16 protein-coding genes are annotated in these 17400 nt (G+C 71.0%); 5 read left to right on the top strand and 11 right to left on the bottom strand.

What is annotated here, in order from left to right; all coding sequences use genetic code 11:
- The first annotated feature begins 52 nt into the window (after positions 1–52).
- Entirely contained in the window at positions 53–325 is a 273-nt protein-coding gene (locus tag ABZ887_RS13345; protein ID WP_361287290.1) for a hypothetical protein, read from the top strand.
- A 20-nt stretch (positions 326–345) separates the two neighbouring features.
- On the opposite strand, the gene ABZ887_RS13340 is transcribed toward ABZ887_RS13345, so the two are convergent.
- The 4 genes from ABZ887_RS13340 to ABZ887_RS13325 form a co-directional block, all read right to left on the bottom strand.
- The gene (locus ABZ887_RS13340; protein ID WP_361287287.1) at positions 346–1092 is read right to left on the bottom strand and encodes a DUF6227 family protein; all 747 of its coding nucleotides are present in this window, start codon (positions 1090–1092) and stop codon (positions 346–348) included.
- Positions 1093–1249: 157 nt separating this feature from the next.
- Positions 1250–2479, bottom strand: coding sequence for an Ig-like domain-containing protein (locus tag ABZ887_RS13335; RefSeq protein WP_361287284.1), 1230 nt, complete (start codon positions 2477–2479; stop codon positions 1250–1252).
- A 225-nt stretch (positions 2480–2704) separates the two neighbouring features.
- Positions 2705–3730, bottom strand: coding sequence for a P1 family peptidase (locus tag ABZ887_RS13330; RefSeq protein WP_361287281.1), 1026 nt, complete (start codon positions 3728–3730; stop codon positions 2705–2707).
- Positions 3731–3770: 40 nt separating this feature from the next.
- Positions 3771–5009, bottom strand: coding sequence for a low temperature requirement protein A (locus ABZ887_RS13325; RefSeq protein ID WP_361287278.1), 1239 nt, complete (start codon positions 5007–5009; stop codon positions 3771–3773).
- Between the two features lie 107 nt (positions 5010–5116).
- On the opposite strand from ABZ887_RS13325, the gene ABZ887_RS13320 reads away from it, so the two are divergent.
- On the top strand, positions 5117–5305 hold the full coding sequence (locus ABZ887_RS13320) for a hypothetical protein (protein ID WP_361287275.1): 189 nt from the start codon (positions 5117–5119) through the stop codon (positions 5303–5305).
- A 28-nt stretch (positions 5306–5333) separates the two neighbouring features.
- Here ABZ887_RS13320 and mscL read toward each other — a convergent pair whose 3' ends face one another.
- The 6 genes from mscL to ABZ887_RS13290 form a co-directional block, all read right to left on the bottom strand.
- On the bottom strand, positions 5334–5810 hold the full coding sequence (gene mscL, locus ABZ887_RS13315) for a large conductance mechanosensitive channel protein MscL (RefSeq protein WP_361287272.1): 477 nt from the start codon (positions 5808–5810) through the stop codon (positions 5334–5336).
- A 138-nt stretch (positions 5811–5948) separates the two neighbouring features.
- On the bottom strand, positions 5949–6527 hold the full coding sequence (locus ABZ887_RS13310; protein WP_361287269.1) for a hypothetical protein: 579 nt from the start codon (positions 6525–6527) through the stop codon (positions 5949–5951).
- 165 nt (positions 6528–6692) lie between these two features.
- Positions 6693–7526, bottom strand: a complete 834-nt coding sequence (locus ABZ887_RS13305) for an S-methyl-5'-thioadenosine phosphorylase (protein ID WP_361287377.1) — start codon at positions 7524–7526, stop codon at positions 6693–6695.
- A 112-nt stretch (positions 7527–7638) separates the two neighbouring features.
- A complete protein-coding gene (locus ABZ887_RS13300; RefSeq protein ID WP_361287266.1) occupies positions 7639–7983 on the bottom strand; it encodes an FmdB family zinc ribbon protein in 345 nt (114 codons plus the stop codon).
- Positions 7984–8050: 67 nt separating this feature from the next.
- On the bottom strand, positions 8051–9343 hold the full coding sequence (locus ABZ887_RS13295) for an MFS transporter (RefSeq protein WP_361287263.1): 1293 nt from the start codon (positions 9341–9343) through the stop codon (positions 8051–8053).
- A 311-nt stretch (positions 9344–9654) separates the two neighbouring features.
- Positions 9655–11184, bottom strand: a complete 1530-nt coding sequence (locus tag ABZ887_RS13290) for a potassium/proton antiporter (RefSeq protein WP_361287374.1) — start codon at positions 11182–11184, stop codon at positions 9655–9657.
- A gap of 269 nt (positions 11185–11453) precedes the next feature.
- On the opposite strand from ABZ887_RS13290, the gene ABZ887_RS13285 reads away from it, so the two are divergent.
- The gene (locus ABZ887_RS13285) at positions 11454–14216 is read left to right on the top strand and encodes a penicillin acylase family protein (RefSeq protein WP_361287260.1); all 2763 of its coding nucleotides are present in this window, start codon (positions 11454–11456) and stop codon (positions 14214–14216) included.
- 70 nt (positions 14217–14286) lie between these two features.
- Here ABZ887_RS13285 and ABZ887_RS13280 read toward each other — a convergent pair whose 3' ends face one another.
- Positions 14287–14940: a 5-formyltetrahydrofolate cyclo-ligase gene (locus ABZ887_RS13280; RefSeq protein ID WP_361287257.1), complete on the bottom strand. Its 654-nt coding sequence runs from the start codon at positions 14938–14940 to the stop codon at positions 14287–14289.
- A gap of 61 nt (positions 14941–15001) precedes the next feature.
- Between ABZ887_RS13280 and galU the strand changes: the two genes are divergently transcribed.
- Both galU and glp read left to right on the top strand, forming a co-directional pair.
- Positions 15002–15913, top strand: a complete 912-nt coding sequence (gene galU, locus ABZ887_RS13275; protein WP_361287254.1) for a UTP--glucose-1-phosphate uridylyltransferase GalU — start codon at positions 15002–15004, stop codon at positions 15911–15913.
- A complete protein-coding gene (gene glp / locus ABZ887_RS13270) occupies positions 15910–17232 on the top strand; it encodes a gephyrin-like molybdotransferase Glp (RefSeq protein WP_361287251.1) in 1323 nt (440 codons plus the stop codon). The genes galU and glp overlap by 4 nt, the downstream gene beginning before the upstream one ends.
- Positions 17233–17400: the final 168 nt, after the last annotated feature.

Here is a 17400-nt window from a genome sequence, read left to right as displayed (position 1 = left end):
ATACGTCACGGTCCGGGACCAAAGTCCCGGACCGTGGTGTGTACTGGGGCCCATGCCCGCGCACGTCTCGACCCTCCAGCTGATCGGCATGGCCGCGCTCACCCTGGCGACCGTCGCCTGGGCGGTCGTCGTGACGCGCCTGCTGCGCCGCAACCGCCGCGAGGCCCTCGCCTGGCACGCCGCGCGCGTCGCCCTTCCCGCCTTCCCGCGCCAGCTCAAGGCCGCCCCGCTCCGCGAGACGGTCGAACTGACCCCCGCCGAACAGGACGCCTTCGCCGGCCTGGTCCGCAGACTCGGCGGCCGCTCGGGCCGCCGGGGCCACTGAGGACGGCGCCGCCGGCCCTGCTAGCCCCGCCGCGCCGCCCGCCGCTCCATCGCGTCCCTGGCCGCGTGCTCCGACGGGTACACCTCGCACATGTGCCGGCCGTCCGGCGTCGCCGTGTGCTCGACCTCCCACAGGGACAGCTCGCGGCCGTCCCGCAGCAGGAACGCGTGCTCGTAGAGCGAGAAACCCAGCCCCGACCGCCCCACCCGTGCCGGCCGCCCGAACGCCTGGGTGATCTGGTGCGCGAACGCCGCCGTCAGCACCTGGGCCGTCTCCGCACCCGGCCGGTCGGGGTTCTCCGCGCGGCGCAGCAGCCGGCGCGCGTGGTCCGCCGAGTCGTCCGGCACGTACACGTGCCGGGGCTCCGGGACCGGCGCCAGTGTCACCAGCACCGGCAGCTCGAAGTCCGGTGTGTCCGGCGGTAATGGCAGCCGCGCGGTCGCGGCCCGCAGCTCCTCCTCGTCGACGTACACCTCGTGCTGCGGGTCACTGCCCGGCACCGTGTTGTGCACGAGCTCCCACAGCGTGACCGCCGAGCCGTCGGCCAGCAGCCAGGTGTGCCGGTACGTCTCCCGGTGCAGTCCCGCGCTGTGGTGCGCGGAGTGCAGCGAACTGTCGTGCGCCAGCGCGCAGTCGAGCTGCCTTATGGCCTCGTCGGGCAGCTCGAAGGAGTTCAGGGCACGGCCGAGGAGCCGCGCGAGGTGCTCCTCCGGAGACTCGGGCGACTCGGCTGGTTCGTACGCTGCCGTCTCGTACGGAACGCTCAAGGTTTCTCCCGGCGTTGCTGCATGTCACCTTGTGGGTGCATACCGTAGCCCCTCGGTCGGACATCATGTCCGGGAACCGAGAAAACGTACGCCGGGAAAACTCGCGGGCCGCGCGAAAAGTTCCCGCGCGGCCCGACGATCCGTCAAAAGGTGCCGGTCACACGGCGCTTCCGGCGGTCCAGTCGCTCCACGACAGGTTCCACCCGTTGAGCCCGTTGTCCGGCTGCACGGTCTTGTCGGGGGAGTTCTTCACGATCACGACGTCCCCGACGAGCGAGTTGTCGTAGAACCACTTGGCCGTCGTGTCGCCCTGCGCGCCCTGCACGTCCGCGAGCCCCACGCAGCCGTGGCTGGTGCCCTGCTGCCCGAAGGGCGGGTTGGACCTGTTGTACCAGTAGTTGCCGTGGATGAACGTCCCCGACGTCGTCAGCCGCATCGCGTGCGGCACGTCCGGGATGTCGTACTCCCCGCCCAGGCCGACCGTCTGGCTGTTCATCCGGGTCTGGACGAACTTCTCGGAGATCACCATCTGCCCGTTGTACGTCGTGTGCTCCGGGCTGCCCGTCGACACCGGCACCGACTTGAGGACCTTGCCGTCCCGCACCACCGTCATGGTCTGCGTGTTCGCGTCCACCGTGGAGACCTGCGAACGTCCGACGGTGAAGGTCACCGTCTTCTTCTGCACCCCGTAGACGCCGTTCGCGCCCTCGACCCCGTCCAGGTCGATCTTCATCGTGACCTCGGAGCCGGCCTTCCAGTAGTCCTGCGGCCGGAAGTCCAGCCGCTGCGACCCGAACCAGTGCCCCACCACCTGCTGGCCGCTGCTGGACGTGACCGTGATGTGGGACTGCACGGCCTTCGTGTCGGTGATGACCTTGTCGAAGGTGAACGACACCGGCATCCCCACGCCGACCGTCGTCCCGTTGTCCGGCGTGTACGTGCCGATGTAGCTGTTGGCCGAGTTGACGGTGGTGAAGATGGAGTTGGCCGCCGCCGTGAGCCCCTTCGAGTCCTTCGCGGTCGCCGATATCTCGTACTTCGTGCCCCGCTCCAGCTGTTCCTTCGGCTTCCAGACGCCGGCGTCCGCCGAGAGGGTGCCGGCCACGGCCTGCCCCGACCCCGCCACGGTCATCTTGACGCCGGTCAGCTTCCCGCCGCTGACCTGCACGCCGGTCGTGTTGATGGACGCGCCGGTCGAACCGTCCTTCGCCGAAATCACGATCTTCGCGGTCGACGTCCTGGCGGCGCTGTCCTGCCCGCCCTTGGCGCCGTCGGTCTTGTCGTTGGCGTTGGCGTTGCCACCGCAGGCGGTGAGGGTGAGGGCGCCGACCATCAGGGCGGCACAGGCCCCCAGTGCACGCCGCGCTGCAATGTCCGGCGATGTCACGGGCTGCTCCAGGTTCGTGTGAGTTCTTGTGATGTGCGTGATCCGCTCCAGTGCGTGGAGAAAGAGGCCGGAGGCCCCCCTCGGGGTTCCCTCCGGCGCCCGCGAACGCCATCACGTGACAGAACCAGGACAATCGACAGGAACGCGCAAGGTTCCGGTCGGCCGCGAAGAACGCCCGGCCGCCCCGCGCCGCCGCCCTCGCTGACCTCACCGCCGTCAGCGCCGTCAGCGCGACCCGTACAGCTCCTCGTACGAGGGCCACATCCCGCCAGGTCCGTCGACCGGCTCGGCGGCCCGCACGGCCCGCACGATCGCGCGGGTCACCAGATCCGCGCCGGCCGCGAGGATCTCGTTGAACGCGAACGGGCTCGCGTTGAGCGGGCGTGCCCCCGTCGCCAGCGCGAACACGGTGTCCCCGTCGTGCAACAGGTGCACCGGCCGCACGGCCCGCGCGATTCCGTCGTGCGCCGTCCCGGCGAGCTTCTGCGCCTGCGCCTTGGACAGTTCGGCATCGGTCGCGACCACCGCAAGCGTGGTGTTGAGCGGCGGCAGCGCGTTCCTGGCGGCGCTCTCGGCGAGCCGCCGACGCGCGGCCTCGTGCACCCGCTCCTCGGGGTACTCCACGCGCCCCTGGAACAACTCCCCGTACAGCACGCCCGTTTCGGGATCCAGCACCGCGCCGGCGGCGTTGGCCACGACCAGGGCGGCGACCGTGATCCCCGAGTCCAGCACGGTGCTCGCGCTGCCCACCCCGCCCTTCACCGCCCCGGCCACGGCGCCCGTACCGGCACCGACGCATCCCTCCGGCACCGGGGCGCCCGGCGCGCTCGCCGCGGCCGCCTCCACCGCCGCCCGCCCCGTCGCCGCGTCCGGCCGGGCCCGGAAGTCCCCGCCCCGCCCCAGGTCGAAGACACAGGCGGCGGGCACCACCGGCACCACATGTGCCGGATCCGCCCCCACCCGCACCCCGCGCCCCTGCTCCTCCAGCCAGGCCATCACCCCGGACGCCGCGTCGAGCCCGTACGCGCTGCCACCGGTCAGCACGACCGCCTCCACCCGCTGCACCACGTTGCGCGGATCGAGCGCGTCGGTCTCCTTCGTCCCCGGACCGCCACCGCGTACATCCACGGCGGCGACCGCGCCGCCCTCGGGGGCGAGAACGACCGTGGTCCCGGTGAGCCGGCCCTCGCCGCTGTGAGTGGCATGCCCCACCCGCAGCCCGGCCACGTCCGTCAATGCGTCAACTGTCATGGCGGCCAGTCTGGCCCAGCCCGGCGCCGCTCCGGATCCGTCAGGAGGCGGCCGCGGTGGCTTCCGCGGGGCGCTCGCGACCGGCCGCGCGCGACGTCAGGGCCGTCCCGGCCGCCACCGCCAGTGCCGACACGATGCCCGCCGCCGGCACCGCCCAGTCGCCCAGGAACGTGCAGCAGACCACCAGCAGCGCCGTCACCGGCAGCACCAGCTGCTGGGCGAGGCCCACCTTGAAGTGCCGCGAGTGCAGCGCCCACACGGTCAGCAGGTACAGCGCGGTCGGCACGGTCACGGCCGCCGACGCGGCCGTCGTGGAGATGTGCGCCTTGCCGACCGCCTCCTCGACGGCCACCTCGATGCCCGCGCCGATCGAGGCTGCCGACGCGAAGATCAGGTAGTGGCCGTAACCCCACAGGAACGACTCCCTGTTGGACCGCAGATGGCCGTGGATCGGCACCACGAAGTAGATCCACCAGGCCGAGAAGACGATCAGCAGGCCGCCCGCCGCGATCGGCAGCAGCTCGCTCAGCGCGTCGTGCTCGGCCACGGCCGACTTCACGGCGGCCGTCGCCGCCGCGATCGTCTCGCCGAGCACGATGATCGTGAACAGCCCGTACCGCTCGGCGATGTGGTGCGGGTGCCAGGAGGTCGTGTAGGCCTTCTCGGCGTACAGCGGCACGCACATCTCGGCGATCGCCATCACCAGGAACACCCAGGCACGCGCGTGCACCGGCAGTACCACCAGCCCGAGCCAGCCGACCATGCACAGCAGCACCCCGCCCGCGTACCGGAGCGCCATGGTCCGCTCCGCGCCGTGGGCCCAGCGCGCGGCTCTCAGCCACTGCGCGGCCATCGCCAGCCGCATGATCACGTAGCCCAGCCAGACCACCAGGTAGTCGTGTTCGGTGAAGGCCCGCGAGATGCCGGCCGCCAGCACCAGGACGCCGGCGATCTGGACCAGGGTGACGACCCGGTAGAGCACGTCGTCGTTGTCGTACGCCGAGGAGAACCAGGTGAAGTTCATCCACGCCCACCAGATGGCGAAGAACTGCATCGCGTAGTTCAGGACGCCCTCGCCCGCGTGCCCCGCCGCGACGGCGTGCACCAGCTCCACGCCCGCCTGCGCGATGGCCACCACGAAACACAGGTCGAAGAAGAGCTCGAGCGGTGTGGCCACCCGGTGGGCCTCGTCGCGTCCGCGCGCGGTGAGCCGGCGCAGGGGCCGCAGGGGCTTGGGTGGGTGCTGGGAGGCGGGAGCCGGGGGAGAACTCGACGTCATGCGTCCAGCAGAGCAGAAAAGGCCACGTCCAGCACAGTAGAAGAGGCCACCGAAAGCTCGCGAACGTACCTGCAGGGGGGTGGGCGGCAGGGCCGTACCCTTGAGGCATGAGTACCGCCCCCGAGCCCGCGCCCGCGTCGACGCCGCGCGATCCGAAGCCCGCGCTGATCTTCGACGACCCGCTGGACCGGCAGTCCTCGGACGACACGGACCGCGGCTGGGGCGACCGCCCGGCGGCCGACTCTGCGGGCGACCTCAGGCGTTTCCTCGACGAGAAGCCGCCCCACCACCTCTGAGCCGCCCGCGCGACCGCCCGGAGCGCCGCTAGCGCTGGTTGTGGCCGTTTCCGCGCTGCGCGACCAGGGCGTCGCGGATCTCCTTCAGCACCTCCAGCTCGGTCACCTCGATGACCTCGTGCGTGCCCTCCTTCGCCTTCCTGCGGGCCTCCACGCGGGACAGGTACTTCGCCATCGGCAGGACCATCAGGAAGTACACGACCGCCGCGGTGATCACGAAGGAGAGCGCGGCGCCCAGGACCGAGCCCCACATGATCTGGACGCCACTCGTGACCGTGCCGTCCGCGGCCGTCTTGCAGGGTTCCTTCAGACAGGTGCTGTAGCTGTCCAGGTTCTTCGTGCCGATCGCGCCGACCAGCGGGTTGATGAGCCCCTTCACCACCGAGTTGACGATGTTCGTGAAGGCGGCGCCGATGACCACCGCGACTGCCAGATCGACGACGTTTCCGCGCATCAGGAAGGCCTTGAAGCCCTGCCAGATGCCCGGTTCCTTCTTCGCGCTCACCTCGGGGACTCTCCTCACATGCACAGGGTGTGGAACAAAGTGATCCGCAACCTACGTCACCGTGCGGCCATCGTGCCCAATCCGGTAGCTCGAAAGGGCGACTTGACACAAAGCGTCCCGGAAATCGCCCCAGGTTGTTCAGCACACGGTCACCGCCAGCCGTGCCGTGGCGCTCGCACCGACCAGTCGGGCCGCGGTGTCGCGCGGCACCGCGAGCACGATCAGCGCCCCGCTCTCCGCGGCCGCGTCGGCCGGCTCGGGCAGCCTCGTCACGCGGACCCCGCGCGCGACCACCCGGGCCTCCCCGCCCGCCGCGGTGTCCCCGGCCGCGATCACGTCCACCCGGTCACCGGGGCGCAGCAGCCGGACGGTGGCCGCGTCGGCGATCCGCACCGGCGCGGTCACCATGTCCACGGGTGGGGCGTGCCGTCGTACCGGCTGGGTGACGACCGGGTGCCCCCGGGGCCGCTCGGCGCGCAGGGGGTCCGTGGCGGCTCGCGGACCCGCCGCGACGAGCGCCGCCGCCGTGACCGCCAGGCCGGCCGCGAGGGCCCGCCCGCGGTGGCGCAGCAGCCGGTCCAGCTGATGGCGCCCGCCGCGCACCCGCACCGGTTCGAAGTGCGGGACCTCGCAGGTGGCGGGGGCGTCCGTGCCCAGCGGGCGCGGGAAGCGAAGGGGTGGAGGGACGGCAGGGTAGGGGGACGTGGGAACGGACACGGGGATCACCACCTGCGACGAGGAATCGGCTTGCGAGACCACGATGAGGTCTCGCGCCGAAGCCCGTCGGAGCCGGTGGGCTACCCACAGGTTGTGGACAACCCGGCCACCCGAACGAGGAGTTCCGCCTCTACGGCCTTCCGCCCCTGCGTTCCGCACTCCGCCCTACGGCAGCTCGAACCCCGGGTCCATGCCGCCGAGCGCGTTCGTGCACAGGCAGTCCCGTGCCGTGTTCTCCGGCAGGGCCGCCACCGCGTCGAACAGCACACCCCGCAGCCGGTCCACATTGGCCGCGAACACCTGCAGAACCTCGTCGTGCGAGACGCCCTCACCGGTCTCGGCGCCCGCGTCCAGGTCCGTGACCAGCGTCAACGACGAGTAGCAGAGCTCCAGTTCACGGGCGAGCGCCGCCTCGGGGTGGCCGGTCATGCCCACCACCGACCAGCCCTGCGCCTGGTGCCACAGCGATTCGGCGCGGGTCGAGAAGCGCGGCCCCTCGATCACCACCAGCGTGCCCCCGTCCACCGGCTCCCAGTCCCGGCCCCGGGCCGCCTTCAGCGCCGCCGCCCGCCCGGCGGGGCAGTAGGGGTCGGCCAGGGAGACGTGCACGACGTTCGGCACGGAGCCGTCGGGCAGTGGCAGCCCGTCGAAGTAGGACTGCGCCCGGGACTTCGTACGGTCCACCAGCTGGTCCGGTACGAGCAGCGTGCCCGGACCGTACTCGGGGCGCAGACCGCCCACCGCGCACGGGCCGAGCACCTGGCGCACGCCGACGGAGCGCAGCGCCCAGAGGTTGGCCCGGTAGTTGATGCGGTGCGGCGGCAGATGGTGGCCGCGTCCGTGCCGGGGCAGGAAGGCGACCCGGCGGCCGGCGATCTCGCCGAGGAAGAGGGAGTCGCTGGGCGGCCCGTAGGGCGTCTCGACCTGGATCTCGGTCACGTCGTCGAGGAACGAGTAGAAGCCGGAACCGCCGATTACGCCGATCTCTGCGTTCACCATGCTCACCATGCGCAGCACACTAGCTGGCTGTCCGAGCGGGGCAGGAGCCGCGGTGCCCGGGGACGCCTCGGACCCCGCTGTCGTCCGACGGCGGGGTCCGAGGGGTGAGGTCTCAGGCGGCGGAGCTGCTGGCCGAGCCCGACGAGGAGGACGTCGAGGACGACGAGGAGGAAGACGTCGAGGACGACGACTTCGAGTCGGATGCCTTCGAGTCGGACGACTTCGAGTCCGACGACGAGGAGCTCGACGACTTCGACGCGGGGCTGCTGCTCGACGAGGAGCCGCGGCTGTCATTGCGGTAGAAGCCCGAGCCCTTGAAGACAATGCCGACCGCGGAGAACACCTTCTTCAGGCGGCCACCGCAGTTGGGGCACTCGGTCAGGGCGTCGTCGGTGAACTTCTGCACCGCCTCGAGGCCCTCGCCGCACTCGGTGCACTGGTACTGGTAGGTCGGCACTGTCTTCCTCCTGGCACTCTCACTCGATGAGTGCTAACGACGGTCCATAGTGACGTATTCCTGAGGATCAGTCCACCGTCACCGGCACGCGGTGACCGACGCCACGTGCGACGGTACGGTTCCGGGGCCGGGTGACCAGCCGCGAACGCAGTGCCAGAAGGGTCACCAGAGCCAGGACCGTGCCGGCCATCGGCACCAGGAACCCGGCGCCGCCCCACAGGCGGTCCTCCAGCTGTCCGGCGACCGTGACCGCGGCCGCCTGGCCGAGCGCCACCGCGCCGGTCAGCCAGGTGAACGCCTCGGTGCGGGCGCCGGCCGGGACCAGGCTCTCGACCAGCGTGTAGCCGGTGATCAGGGCGGGCGCGATGCACATGCCGACCAGCAGGCCGAGCCCGGCCAGAACGAGCACCGAGTGGGACGTCCACAGCGCCGAGGCGGTCAGTGCGAGCGCCGCGTAGCCGACGAGCAGGCGCCGGTGCGGGGCGGCCTTCCAGGCGAGCGCGCCGCAGACGATGCCGGAGAGCATGTTCCCCGCGGCGAAGGTGCCGTACAGGACGCCGTTCAGGCCGGGCTCGCCGATCGACTCGGTGAAGGCCGCGAGGGAGACCTGCATGCCGCCGAAGACGGAGCCGATGCCCAGGAAGGCGACGGCCAGCACGCGTACGCCCGGGACGCGGAGCGCGGAGGCGTGCCGCACGCGCGCGTGGCCGGTGCCCGTCACCTGGGGCTGGGTGCTCTTCCGCGCGGCGAACAGCAGACCGCCGGCCAGGGTGAGCGCGGCCTCCGTGACCAGGCCGGCGGCCGGGGCCACGGTGGTGCACAGGGCGGTCGCCAGCAGCGGGCCGAAGACGAAGGTGAGCTCGTCGGTGACGGACTCGAAGGCGGCCGCGGTGGACATCAGGGGGGAGTCCTGGAGCCTGGCGCCCCAGCGGGCGCGCACCATGGGGCCGATCTGCGGCACCGAGGCGCCGGTCGGCACGGCTGCCGCGAAGAGCGCCCAGAGGGGCGCGTGCGCCAGCGCGAGCGCCGTCAGGGCGAGGCCCGACAGGGTGTGCACGAGGACGCCGGGGACCAGCACCGCCCGCTGCCCGTGGCGGTCGGCCAGGCGGCCGCTGTAGGGGGCGAACAGCGCCATGGAGACGCCGGTGACGGCCGCCGCGGCGCCCGCGGCGCCGTAGGAGCCGGTGGTGTGCTGCACGAGCAGCACGATGGAGATGGTGAGCATGGCGAACGGCTGGCGCGCCGCGAAACCGGGGAGCAGGAACGTCCAGGCGCCGCGGGTGCGCAGCAGCTGTCCGTATCCCGGGCGGGGCGCCGCCGCCGGGTGCTGCGACGGCTCGGTGGTGACCGTGGATGCCACGGCCCGTGCCTTTCTGCCGCCTGGTAGCGCGCCCGTGCGGGGGCGCCGAGAGCTGTCCTCTTGCGCGGAACTGCGGTAGATACCGGCATCCACTGCGAGGAGCGTTCCGGCCGCCATACGGTCGCGCCAGCTCTGCGTCAGGCAGAGTTGGTTCGATCAGGTGCTTTCATCGTACAGGGGTGAAAGCCCGGTACGCCTGTGAAAACCAGCACCGTCGGGCCCGTTCACCTGGGATTGGCGGAGGTGTGAACTATCCGAAACACACCCTTAACGCACGCCCGGCGCACCGCCAACGCACGCCCGGCGCACCGCTAACGCGCGCTCGGCGTACTGCCCGACCCCGCGCCCGCCGTCCCGTTCGTGCCCAGCCAGCCCGCCAGCTTGCCCCCGTGGCCGACCGCGCGCAGCCGCCGTTCCGCGGCGTCCCGCACCGGGTCGGTGGCGACCACGAGGAGCTCGTCCCCGCGCCGCAGCACCGTCGCGGGCAACGGAACAAACGATTTTCCTTCGCGGACGACAAGGGTGACGGCGGCCCCGGCGGGCAGCCGCAGCTCGTTGATCTCCACGCCGTGCATCCGGGAGCCCTCGGGGATCGACACGGACAGCAGGTGCCCGCGCAGCCGCTCCAGGGGCGCGGACTCGATGCCGAGGTCGGCGGCCTCCGGGCCCTCGCCGAGCCGCAGCTTGCGGGCCAGCCAGGGCAGCGTCGGCCCCTGGACAAGGGTGTACACGACGACCAGCACGAAGACGATGTTGAAGATCCGGTGGCTGGTGTCGACGCCGTTCACCATGGGGATCGTCGCCAGGATGATGGGCACGGCGCCGCGCAGCCCGGCCCAGGACATCAGGGTCTGCTCCGGCCAGGGCACCCGGAACGGCGCGAGGCTGACGATCACGCTCACCGGCCGCGCCACCATGGTGAGCACCAGCCCGATGACCAGGGCGGGCCAGATGTCGTCGCCGAGCTCGTGCGGGGTGACCAGCAGGCCGAGCAGGACGAACATGCCGATCTGGGCGATCCAGCCGAGCCCCTCGGCGAAACCGCGGGTGGCGGGCCAGTGCGGCAGCTTGGCGTTGCCGAGCACCATGGAGGCCAGGTAGACCGCGAGGAAGCCGCTGCCGTGCGCCAGCGCGCCGGCCGCGTACGCCGTGACCGCGATGGCCATCACGGCGATCGGGTAGAGGCCGGAGGCGGGCAGGGCGACGTGCCTGAGGCCCCAGGCGCCGAGCCAGCCGACCGCGAGGCCTATGCCCGCGCCGATGGCCAGCTCCATGGCTATCTCGCCCACCAGGACGTACCAGTGCTCCACCGGGCCCGCGGTGGACAGGGCGACGACCAGGATGACCACCGGGGCGTCGTTGAAGCCGGACTCCGCCTCCAGGGTCCCCGTCACCCGCGCGGGCAGCGGAATGCGCCGGAGCACCGAGAAGACCGCCGCCGCGTCCGTCGAGGACACCACCGCGCCGATGATGAGCGCCTGCCGCCACTCCAGCCCGACCAGGTAGTGCGCGCCCGCGGCGGTGACGCCGACGCTCACCCCGACCCCCACCAGGGCCAGCATGGAGGCGGAGGCCAGGACGGGTTCGACCTCCTTCCACTTCGTGCCGAGACCGCCCTCGGCCAGGATCACGACCAGTGCCGCGTACCCGATGACCTGGGTCAGTTCGGCGTTGTCGAAGTGGATGTCGCCGATGCCGTCCTGGCCCATGAGGACGCCGATCCCCAGGTACACGAGCAGGCTGGGGAGCCCGCTGCGCGAGGAGATCCGGACGGCCGCGACGGCGACCAGCAGGACCAGGGAGCAGACGAGCAGGAGCTGGTTGAGGTGGTGGACGGTCAGCGGCGGTTCCCTTCCTTGGCTCGCGCGCGGGCGGCGCGGAAGCTCACGTACACAGGACCGAGAGTGCGGTACTCCGCACCCAAGTACTTCGTTACCTTACCTAACTCTTGACGCTTTCTTGACGCTTCCCGAGGCAAGATCGAACGCCCGTGCCCGCCGGATCCCCACTCCGCGTCAAGTGGCGTGAGGCCCTGCGCCTATGGTTGCTCCAGCGCTCAGTCAAATGCACATGCCCGTCTGCCGCTCGCGTTAGGACAGCAAGGACAGCGATGCCCCCCAACACCACCGCCACAACGGGTGACAAGCCTGCCAAGTCCGGCAGGAAGAAGGGGCGCAGAGCCCGACTCATCGTGCTCGTGCTCGTCCTGGCCGTCGTCGGTGGCGTCTTCTACGGGGCGTACTGGTCGGTCAGCACGGTCCGCGCGTCCTTCCCGCAGACCAAGGGTTCGATCACGCTCGAAGGCCTCTCCGGGCCCGTGACCGTGAAGCGCGACAGCTACGGGATCCCGCAGATCTACGCCTCGACCGACGAGGACCTGTTCATGGCGCAGGGCTACGTCCAGGCGCAGGACCGGTTCTACGAGATGGACGTGCGCCGCCACATGACCTCCGGGCGCCTGTCGGAGATGTTCGGCAAGAGCCAGGTGAAGAACGACGAGTTCCTGCGCACCATGGGCTGGGACCGGGTCGCGAAGGAGGAGTACGACACCAAGCTGTCGGACTCCACGAAGAAGTACCTCCAGGCCTACTCCAAGGGGGTCAACGCCTACCTCCAGGGCAAGGACGGCAAGGACATCTCCCTGGAGTACGCGGCCCTCGGCTTCGTCAACGACTACAAGCCCGAGCAGTGGACGCCCGTCGACTCGGTCTCCTGGCTGAAGGCGATGGCCTGGGACCTGCGCGGCAACATGGACGACGAGATCGACCGCGCCCTGATGACCAGCCGCCTCGGCGCGCAGCAGATCAAGGACCTCTATCCGGACTACCCGTACAGCCGCAACCAGACGATCGTCCAGGACGGCCAGTACGACGAGCTCACCAAGACGTTCGAACAGAGCGGCTCCACGAGCGGCACCGGATCCTCCACGGACACGAGCGGCTCCTCGACCTCGTCGTCCACCGGATCGGCGCTCACGAGCCAGCTGGCGAGCCTCTACAACGTCCTGGACGACGTCCCCACGGCCGTCGGCGTGAACGGCCAGGGCATCGGCTCCAACTCCTGGGTCGTCGGCGGCGAGCACACCATCACCGGCAAGCCGCTGCTAGCCAACGACCCGCACCTGTCGGCGTCACTGCCGTCGGTCTGGTACCAGATGGGCCTGCACTGCACCACGGTCTCCAGCAAGTGCCAGTACGACGTCACCGGCTACACCTTCGCCGGCATGCCCGGCGTGATAATCGGCCACAACGCGGACATCGCCTGGGGCATGACCAACTCCGGGGTCGACGTCACCGACCTCTACCTGGAGAAGCTCTCCGGCGACGGCTACCTGTACAACGGGAAGACCAAGCCCTTCACGACCCGCACGGAGACCATCAAGGTCGCCGGCGGCGCGTCCAAGAAGATCGTCGTGCGCCAGACCGCCGACGGCATGCCCCTGCTGTCCGACCGTGACGACGAACTCGTCCAGGTCGGCAAGAAGGCCAGTGTCGACACCGCGGCACCCGACCGCGGCGACGGCTACGGCATCGCCCTGCGGTGGACCGCCCTGGACCCGGGCACGACCATGGACGCCGTCTTCGCCCTCGACAAGGCGTCCGACTGGAGCTCCTTCCGGGACGCGGCCGCCCAGTTCGACGTGCCGTCGCAGAACCTGATCTACGCCGACACCAAGAACAACATCGGCTACACGCTGCCCGGCAAGATCCCCACGCGCTCCTCGGGCGACGACGGGTCCATCCCGGCACCGGGCTGGGACTCCACGTACAAGTGGACCGGCTTCATCAAGCAGAACGAACTGCCCTACGAGTACGACCCGAAGCGCGGCTACATCGTCACCGCCAACCAGGCCGTGATCGACAAGGACAAGTACCCCTACACGCTCACCACGGACTGGGGCTACGGCACCCGCAGCCAGCGCATCACCGACCTGATCGAGTCGAAGATCAAGGACGGCGGCAAGATCTCCACCGACGACATGCGCCAGATGCAGACGGACAACAGCAGCGAGATCGCCAAGCTGCTGGTGCCCAAGCTGCTGAAGATCAACCTCGACGACAAGGACGTCCGCGAGGCGCAGAAGCTCCTGGAGGGCTGGGACTACACCCAGGACTCCGACTCCGCGGCCGCGGCCTACTTCAACGCGGTCTGGCGCAACATCCTCAAGCTCGCCTTCGGCAACAAGCTGCCCAAGGAACTGCGGGTCAAGGGCCAGTGCCTGTGGGTCGACAAGGTCGACAGCACCGGCCCGGTCGACGACGACACCAAGGTGCGCGAGTGCGGCGAACGCGACGCCGACCAGGCCCAGCCGGACGGCGGCGACCGCTGGTTCGAGGTGGTCCGCAACCTCATGGACAAGCCGAACAGCGACTGGTGGAAGACGCCGGCCGGAGTGGGCGACCGCAACAAGGCCGACAACATGGACGAGCTGTTCAAGCGCGCCCTGATCGACGCCCGCTGGGAGCTGACCGCCAAGCTCGGCAAGGACATCGACACCTGGAGCTGGGGCCGGCTGCACCGGCTGTTCCTGAAGAACCAGACCCTCGGCACCAGCGGCCCGGCCGTCGTCCAGTACATCCTCAACCGCGGCCCCTGGAAGCTCAGCGGCGGCGAGGCCACGGTCAACGCGACCGGCTGGAACGCCGCGGGCGGCTACGGCGTCGTCTGGGTCCCCTCCATGCGGATGGTCGTCAACCTCGACGACCTCGACAAATCCAAGTGGATCAACCTCACCGGAGCCTCCGGTCACGCCTTCAGCTCCCACTACACCGACCAGACGAGCAAGTGGGCCGACGGCGAACTGCTCCCGTGGTCGTTCTCGGACAAGGCGGTCGACAAGAGCACCAGCGACACGCTCGTCCTCAAGCCCTGACACCGTCCCGCACCAGCCGCTGAGACGGCCCGCCACGCACGCGTGGCGGGCCGTTTCGCACGAGAGCGGCTCAGGGGCTCGTGAACCGGCGTACGCCCGACGGTGTCACCACCGCCTGCACCGGCCGGTCGTGCTCCTCCGCAGGCACCCGCTCGACGACCTCCGTGTCGTACAGCAGCACCACGAGCGCCGGGTGCGCGCCCGCGCGCTCCAGGCGCGCCAGCACCCGGTCGTACGAGCCTCCGCCGCGCCCCAGGCGCATCCCGCGCGCGTCCACCGCGAGCCCCGGCAGCAGCACGACGTCCGCGCCGAGCACCGCGTCCGGCCCGAGTCGTTCACCGGAGGGTTCGAACAGCGCCATCTTCCCGCCGTGTTGGACGCGGGCGAGGGAACCCTCCCCGCCGTACGCGCCCCAGTCCAGGTCGTGGTCCGGCAGGAGCGCGGGAAGCAGGACGCGTACGCCCCGCGCGAGCAGCGCGTCCAGCAGCGTGAGCGTGCCGGGCTCGCTCTCGACCGAGACGTACGCCGCCACCGTGCGCGCATGCGCCAACTCGGGCAGTTCCAGCGCGTGCCCGGCCAGTGCGTCGGCCGCCTCCCTGACGACATCCGTCGTCAACCTGTTCCTCACCCCGAGGAATTCTCGGCGCAACGTTCGCTTGTCACCCTCGGCCTCAGGTCCACTGTGCTCCACTGGTCGTTCCCGCACCCTTCCCAATCCGCTCATATGAGTGCCAATTAACCGGAGCCTCAGATTCTCCGCAAAGGCACCGGATAAGGTTGCGGACATGACTCAGTCGCACCCCAGGATCAGCAAGGCTGTCATTCCCGCGGCCGGCCTCGGCACCCGGTTCCTGCCGGCCACCAAGGCCACTCCCAAGGAGATGCTGCCGGTCGTCGACAAGCCGGCGATCCAGTACGTGGTCGAGGAGGCCGTGTCGGCGGGGCTCGACGACGTCCTCATGATCACCGGACGCAACAAGCGCCCCCTGGAAGATCACTTCGACCGCAACTACGAGCTGGAATCGGCGCTCCAGAAGAAGGGCGACGCCGGCCGGCTCGCCAAGGTGCAGGAGTCCAGCGACCTGGCCACGATGCACTACGTGCGCCAGGGCGACCCCAGGGGCCTCGGCCACGCCGTGCTGTGCGCGGCCCCGCACGTGGGCCACGAGCCCTTCGCCGTCCTGCTCGGCGACGACCTGATCGACCCGCGCGACCCCCTGCTCCAGCGCATGATCGAGGTCCAGGAACAGCACGGCGGCAGCGTGATCGCGCTCATGGAGGTCGACCCCGAGCAGATCCACCTCTACGGCTGCGCCGCCGTGGAGACCACCGCCGACGGCGACGTCGTCAAGGTGACCGGCCTGGTCGAGAAGCCGGACCCGGCGGACGCCCCGTCCAGCTACGCGGTGATCGGCCGCTACGTCCTCGACCCGCACGTCTTCGACATACTGCGGCGCACCGAGCCGGGCCGCGGCGGCGAGATCCAGCTCACCGACGCCCTCCAGCAGCTCGCCCAGGACGAAAAGGTCGGCGGCCCCGTGCACGGCGTCGTCTTCAAGGGCCGCCGCTATGACACCGGCGACCGCGGCGACTATCTGCGTGCCATTGTCCGGCTCGCGTGCGAACGTGAAGACCTGGGCCCGGACTTCCGGACCTGGCTTCGCAGTTACGTAGCCGAGGAGATGCAGCAGAGTTGAGCAGCGCCGCGACCCGCCCCGCCGGCCAGGACCGCCTGTGGTCGGTGGACGAGCACCTGGAGGACATCCTCACCACCGTCCGCCCCCTGGAGCCCATCGAGCTGCAACTCCTCGACGCGCAGGGCTGCGTGCTGGTCGACGACGTCATGGTGCCCGTCTCGCTGCCGCCGTTCGACAACAGCTCCATGGACGGGTACGCGGTACGGGTCGCGGATGTGGCGGGCGCGAGCGAGGAGTTCCCGGCCGTCCTCGAGGTCGTCGGGGACGTCGCGGCGGGCGCGGCCGAGCTGACCCCCGTGGGTCCCGGCCAGGCGGCCCGCATCATGACCGGCGCCCCGCTGCCGCCCGGCGCCGAGGCCGTCGTCCCCGTGGAGTGGACCGACGGCGGACTCGGCGAGGGGCCGGTCACCGGGATGCGCTCCCGCAGCCGCGCGCCCGAGGGCGCCGAGGGGCACGTGCGCGTGCACCGGCCCGCCGAGGCACGCGCGCACGTCCGCGCGCGGGGCAGCGACGTGAAGGCCGGAGACCTCGCCCTGGCGGCCGGCACCGTCCTCGGCCCGCCGCAGATCGCGCTGCTCGCCGCGATCGGCCGCGGCACGGCACGCGTACGCCCGCGCCCGCGCGTGGTCGTCGTGTCCACCGGCAGCGAACTCGTCCAGCCCGACGAGGCACTCGGCAGCGGCCAGATCTACGACTCCAACAGCTTCGCCCTCACCGCCGCCGCCCGGGACGCGGGCGCCATCGCCTACCGGGTGGGTGCCGTCGTCGACGACGCCGAGACGCTCCGCGCCACCATCGAGGACCAGCTCGTCCGCGCCGACCTGGTGGTCACCACCGGCGGGGTCAGCGTGGGGGCGTACGACGTCGTCAAGGAGGCGCTGGCGCACGTCGGCGACGAGGACGAGCCGGGCAGCGGCATCGACTTCCGCAAGCTCGCCATGCAGCCGGGCAAGCCCCAGGGCTTCGGCGCGATCGGCCCCGACCACACCCCCCTGCTGGCGCTTCCGGGCAACCCCGTGTCGTCGTACGTCTCCTTCGAGCTGTTCGTCCGCCCCGCCATCCGCACCCTGATGGGCCTCCAGGACGTGCACCGGCCCCGCACCACGGCGACCCTCAGGGCGGACAAGGCGCTCGGCTCGCCCAAGGGGCGCCGGCAGTTCCTGCGCGGGGCGTACGCCGACGGCGAGGTGACCGCCGTGGGCGGCGCCGGTTCGCACCTGGTCGCGGCCCTGGCACACGCCGACGCGCTGATCGTCGTACCCGAGGACGTCGAGTCCGTCGAGCCCGGCACGGACGTCGAGGTCGTCCTGCTCGGCTGACGGGCGTCCTGCTCGGCCGGCGGGCGTCCTGTTCGGCCGGCGGGGGTCCCGCCACGCAGACGTACCCGTCCGCCGGGCGGTCCTGCCCGCTGGTGCGTGCCGTCTTGGCGGTACCGTTGCGCGCACAGCAGGCCCGAGCGCCGCACCGCGACGGGCCAGGACCGGGAG

Source organism: Streptomyces sp. NPDC047061, from assembly GCF_040643955.1.
Lineage (GTDB): Bacteria > Actinomycetota > Actinomycetes > Streptomycetales > Streptomycetaceae > Streptomyces.
The sequence above is the reverse complement of the archived record's forward strand: the minus strand, read 5'-3'. Positions and strand labels throughout refer to the sequence as shown.

Bases quoted from the DNA above. Each gene is read 5' to 3' on its own strand.
- galU (WP_361287254.1), top strand. From the start codon at position 15,002: ATGACTCAGTCGCACCCCAGGATCAGCAAGGCTGTCATTCCCGCGGCC.
- ABZ887_RS13330 (WP_361287281.1), bottom strand. From the start codon at position 3,730: ATGACAGTTGACGCATTGACGGACGTGGCCGGGCTGCGGGTGGGGCAT.
- ABZ887_RS13325 (WP_361287278.1), bottom strand. From the start codon at position 5,009: ATGACGTCGAGTTCTCCCCCGGCTCCCGCCTCCCAGCACCCACCCAAG.
- ABZ887_RS13285 (WP_361287260.1), top strand. From the start codon at position 11,454: ATGCCCCCCAACACCACCGCCACAACGGGTGACAAGCCTGCCAAGTCC.
- ABZ887_RS13320 (WP_361287275.1), top strand. From the start codon at position 5,117: ATGAGTACCGCCCCCGAGCCCGCGCCCGCGTCGACGCCGCGCGATCCG.
- ABZ887_RS13345 (WP_361287290.1), top strand. From the start codon at position 53: ATGCCCGCGCACGTCTCGACCCTCCAGCTGATCGGCATGGCCGCGCTC.
- ABZ887_RS13280 (WP_361287257.1), bottom strand. From the start codon at position 14,940: ATGAGCGGATTGGGAAGGGTGCGGGAACGACCAGTGGAGCACAGTGGA.
- ABZ887_RS13305 (WP_361287377.1), bottom strand. From the start codon at position 7,526: ATGGTGAACGCAGAGATCGGCGTAATCGGCGGTTCCGGCTTCTACTCG.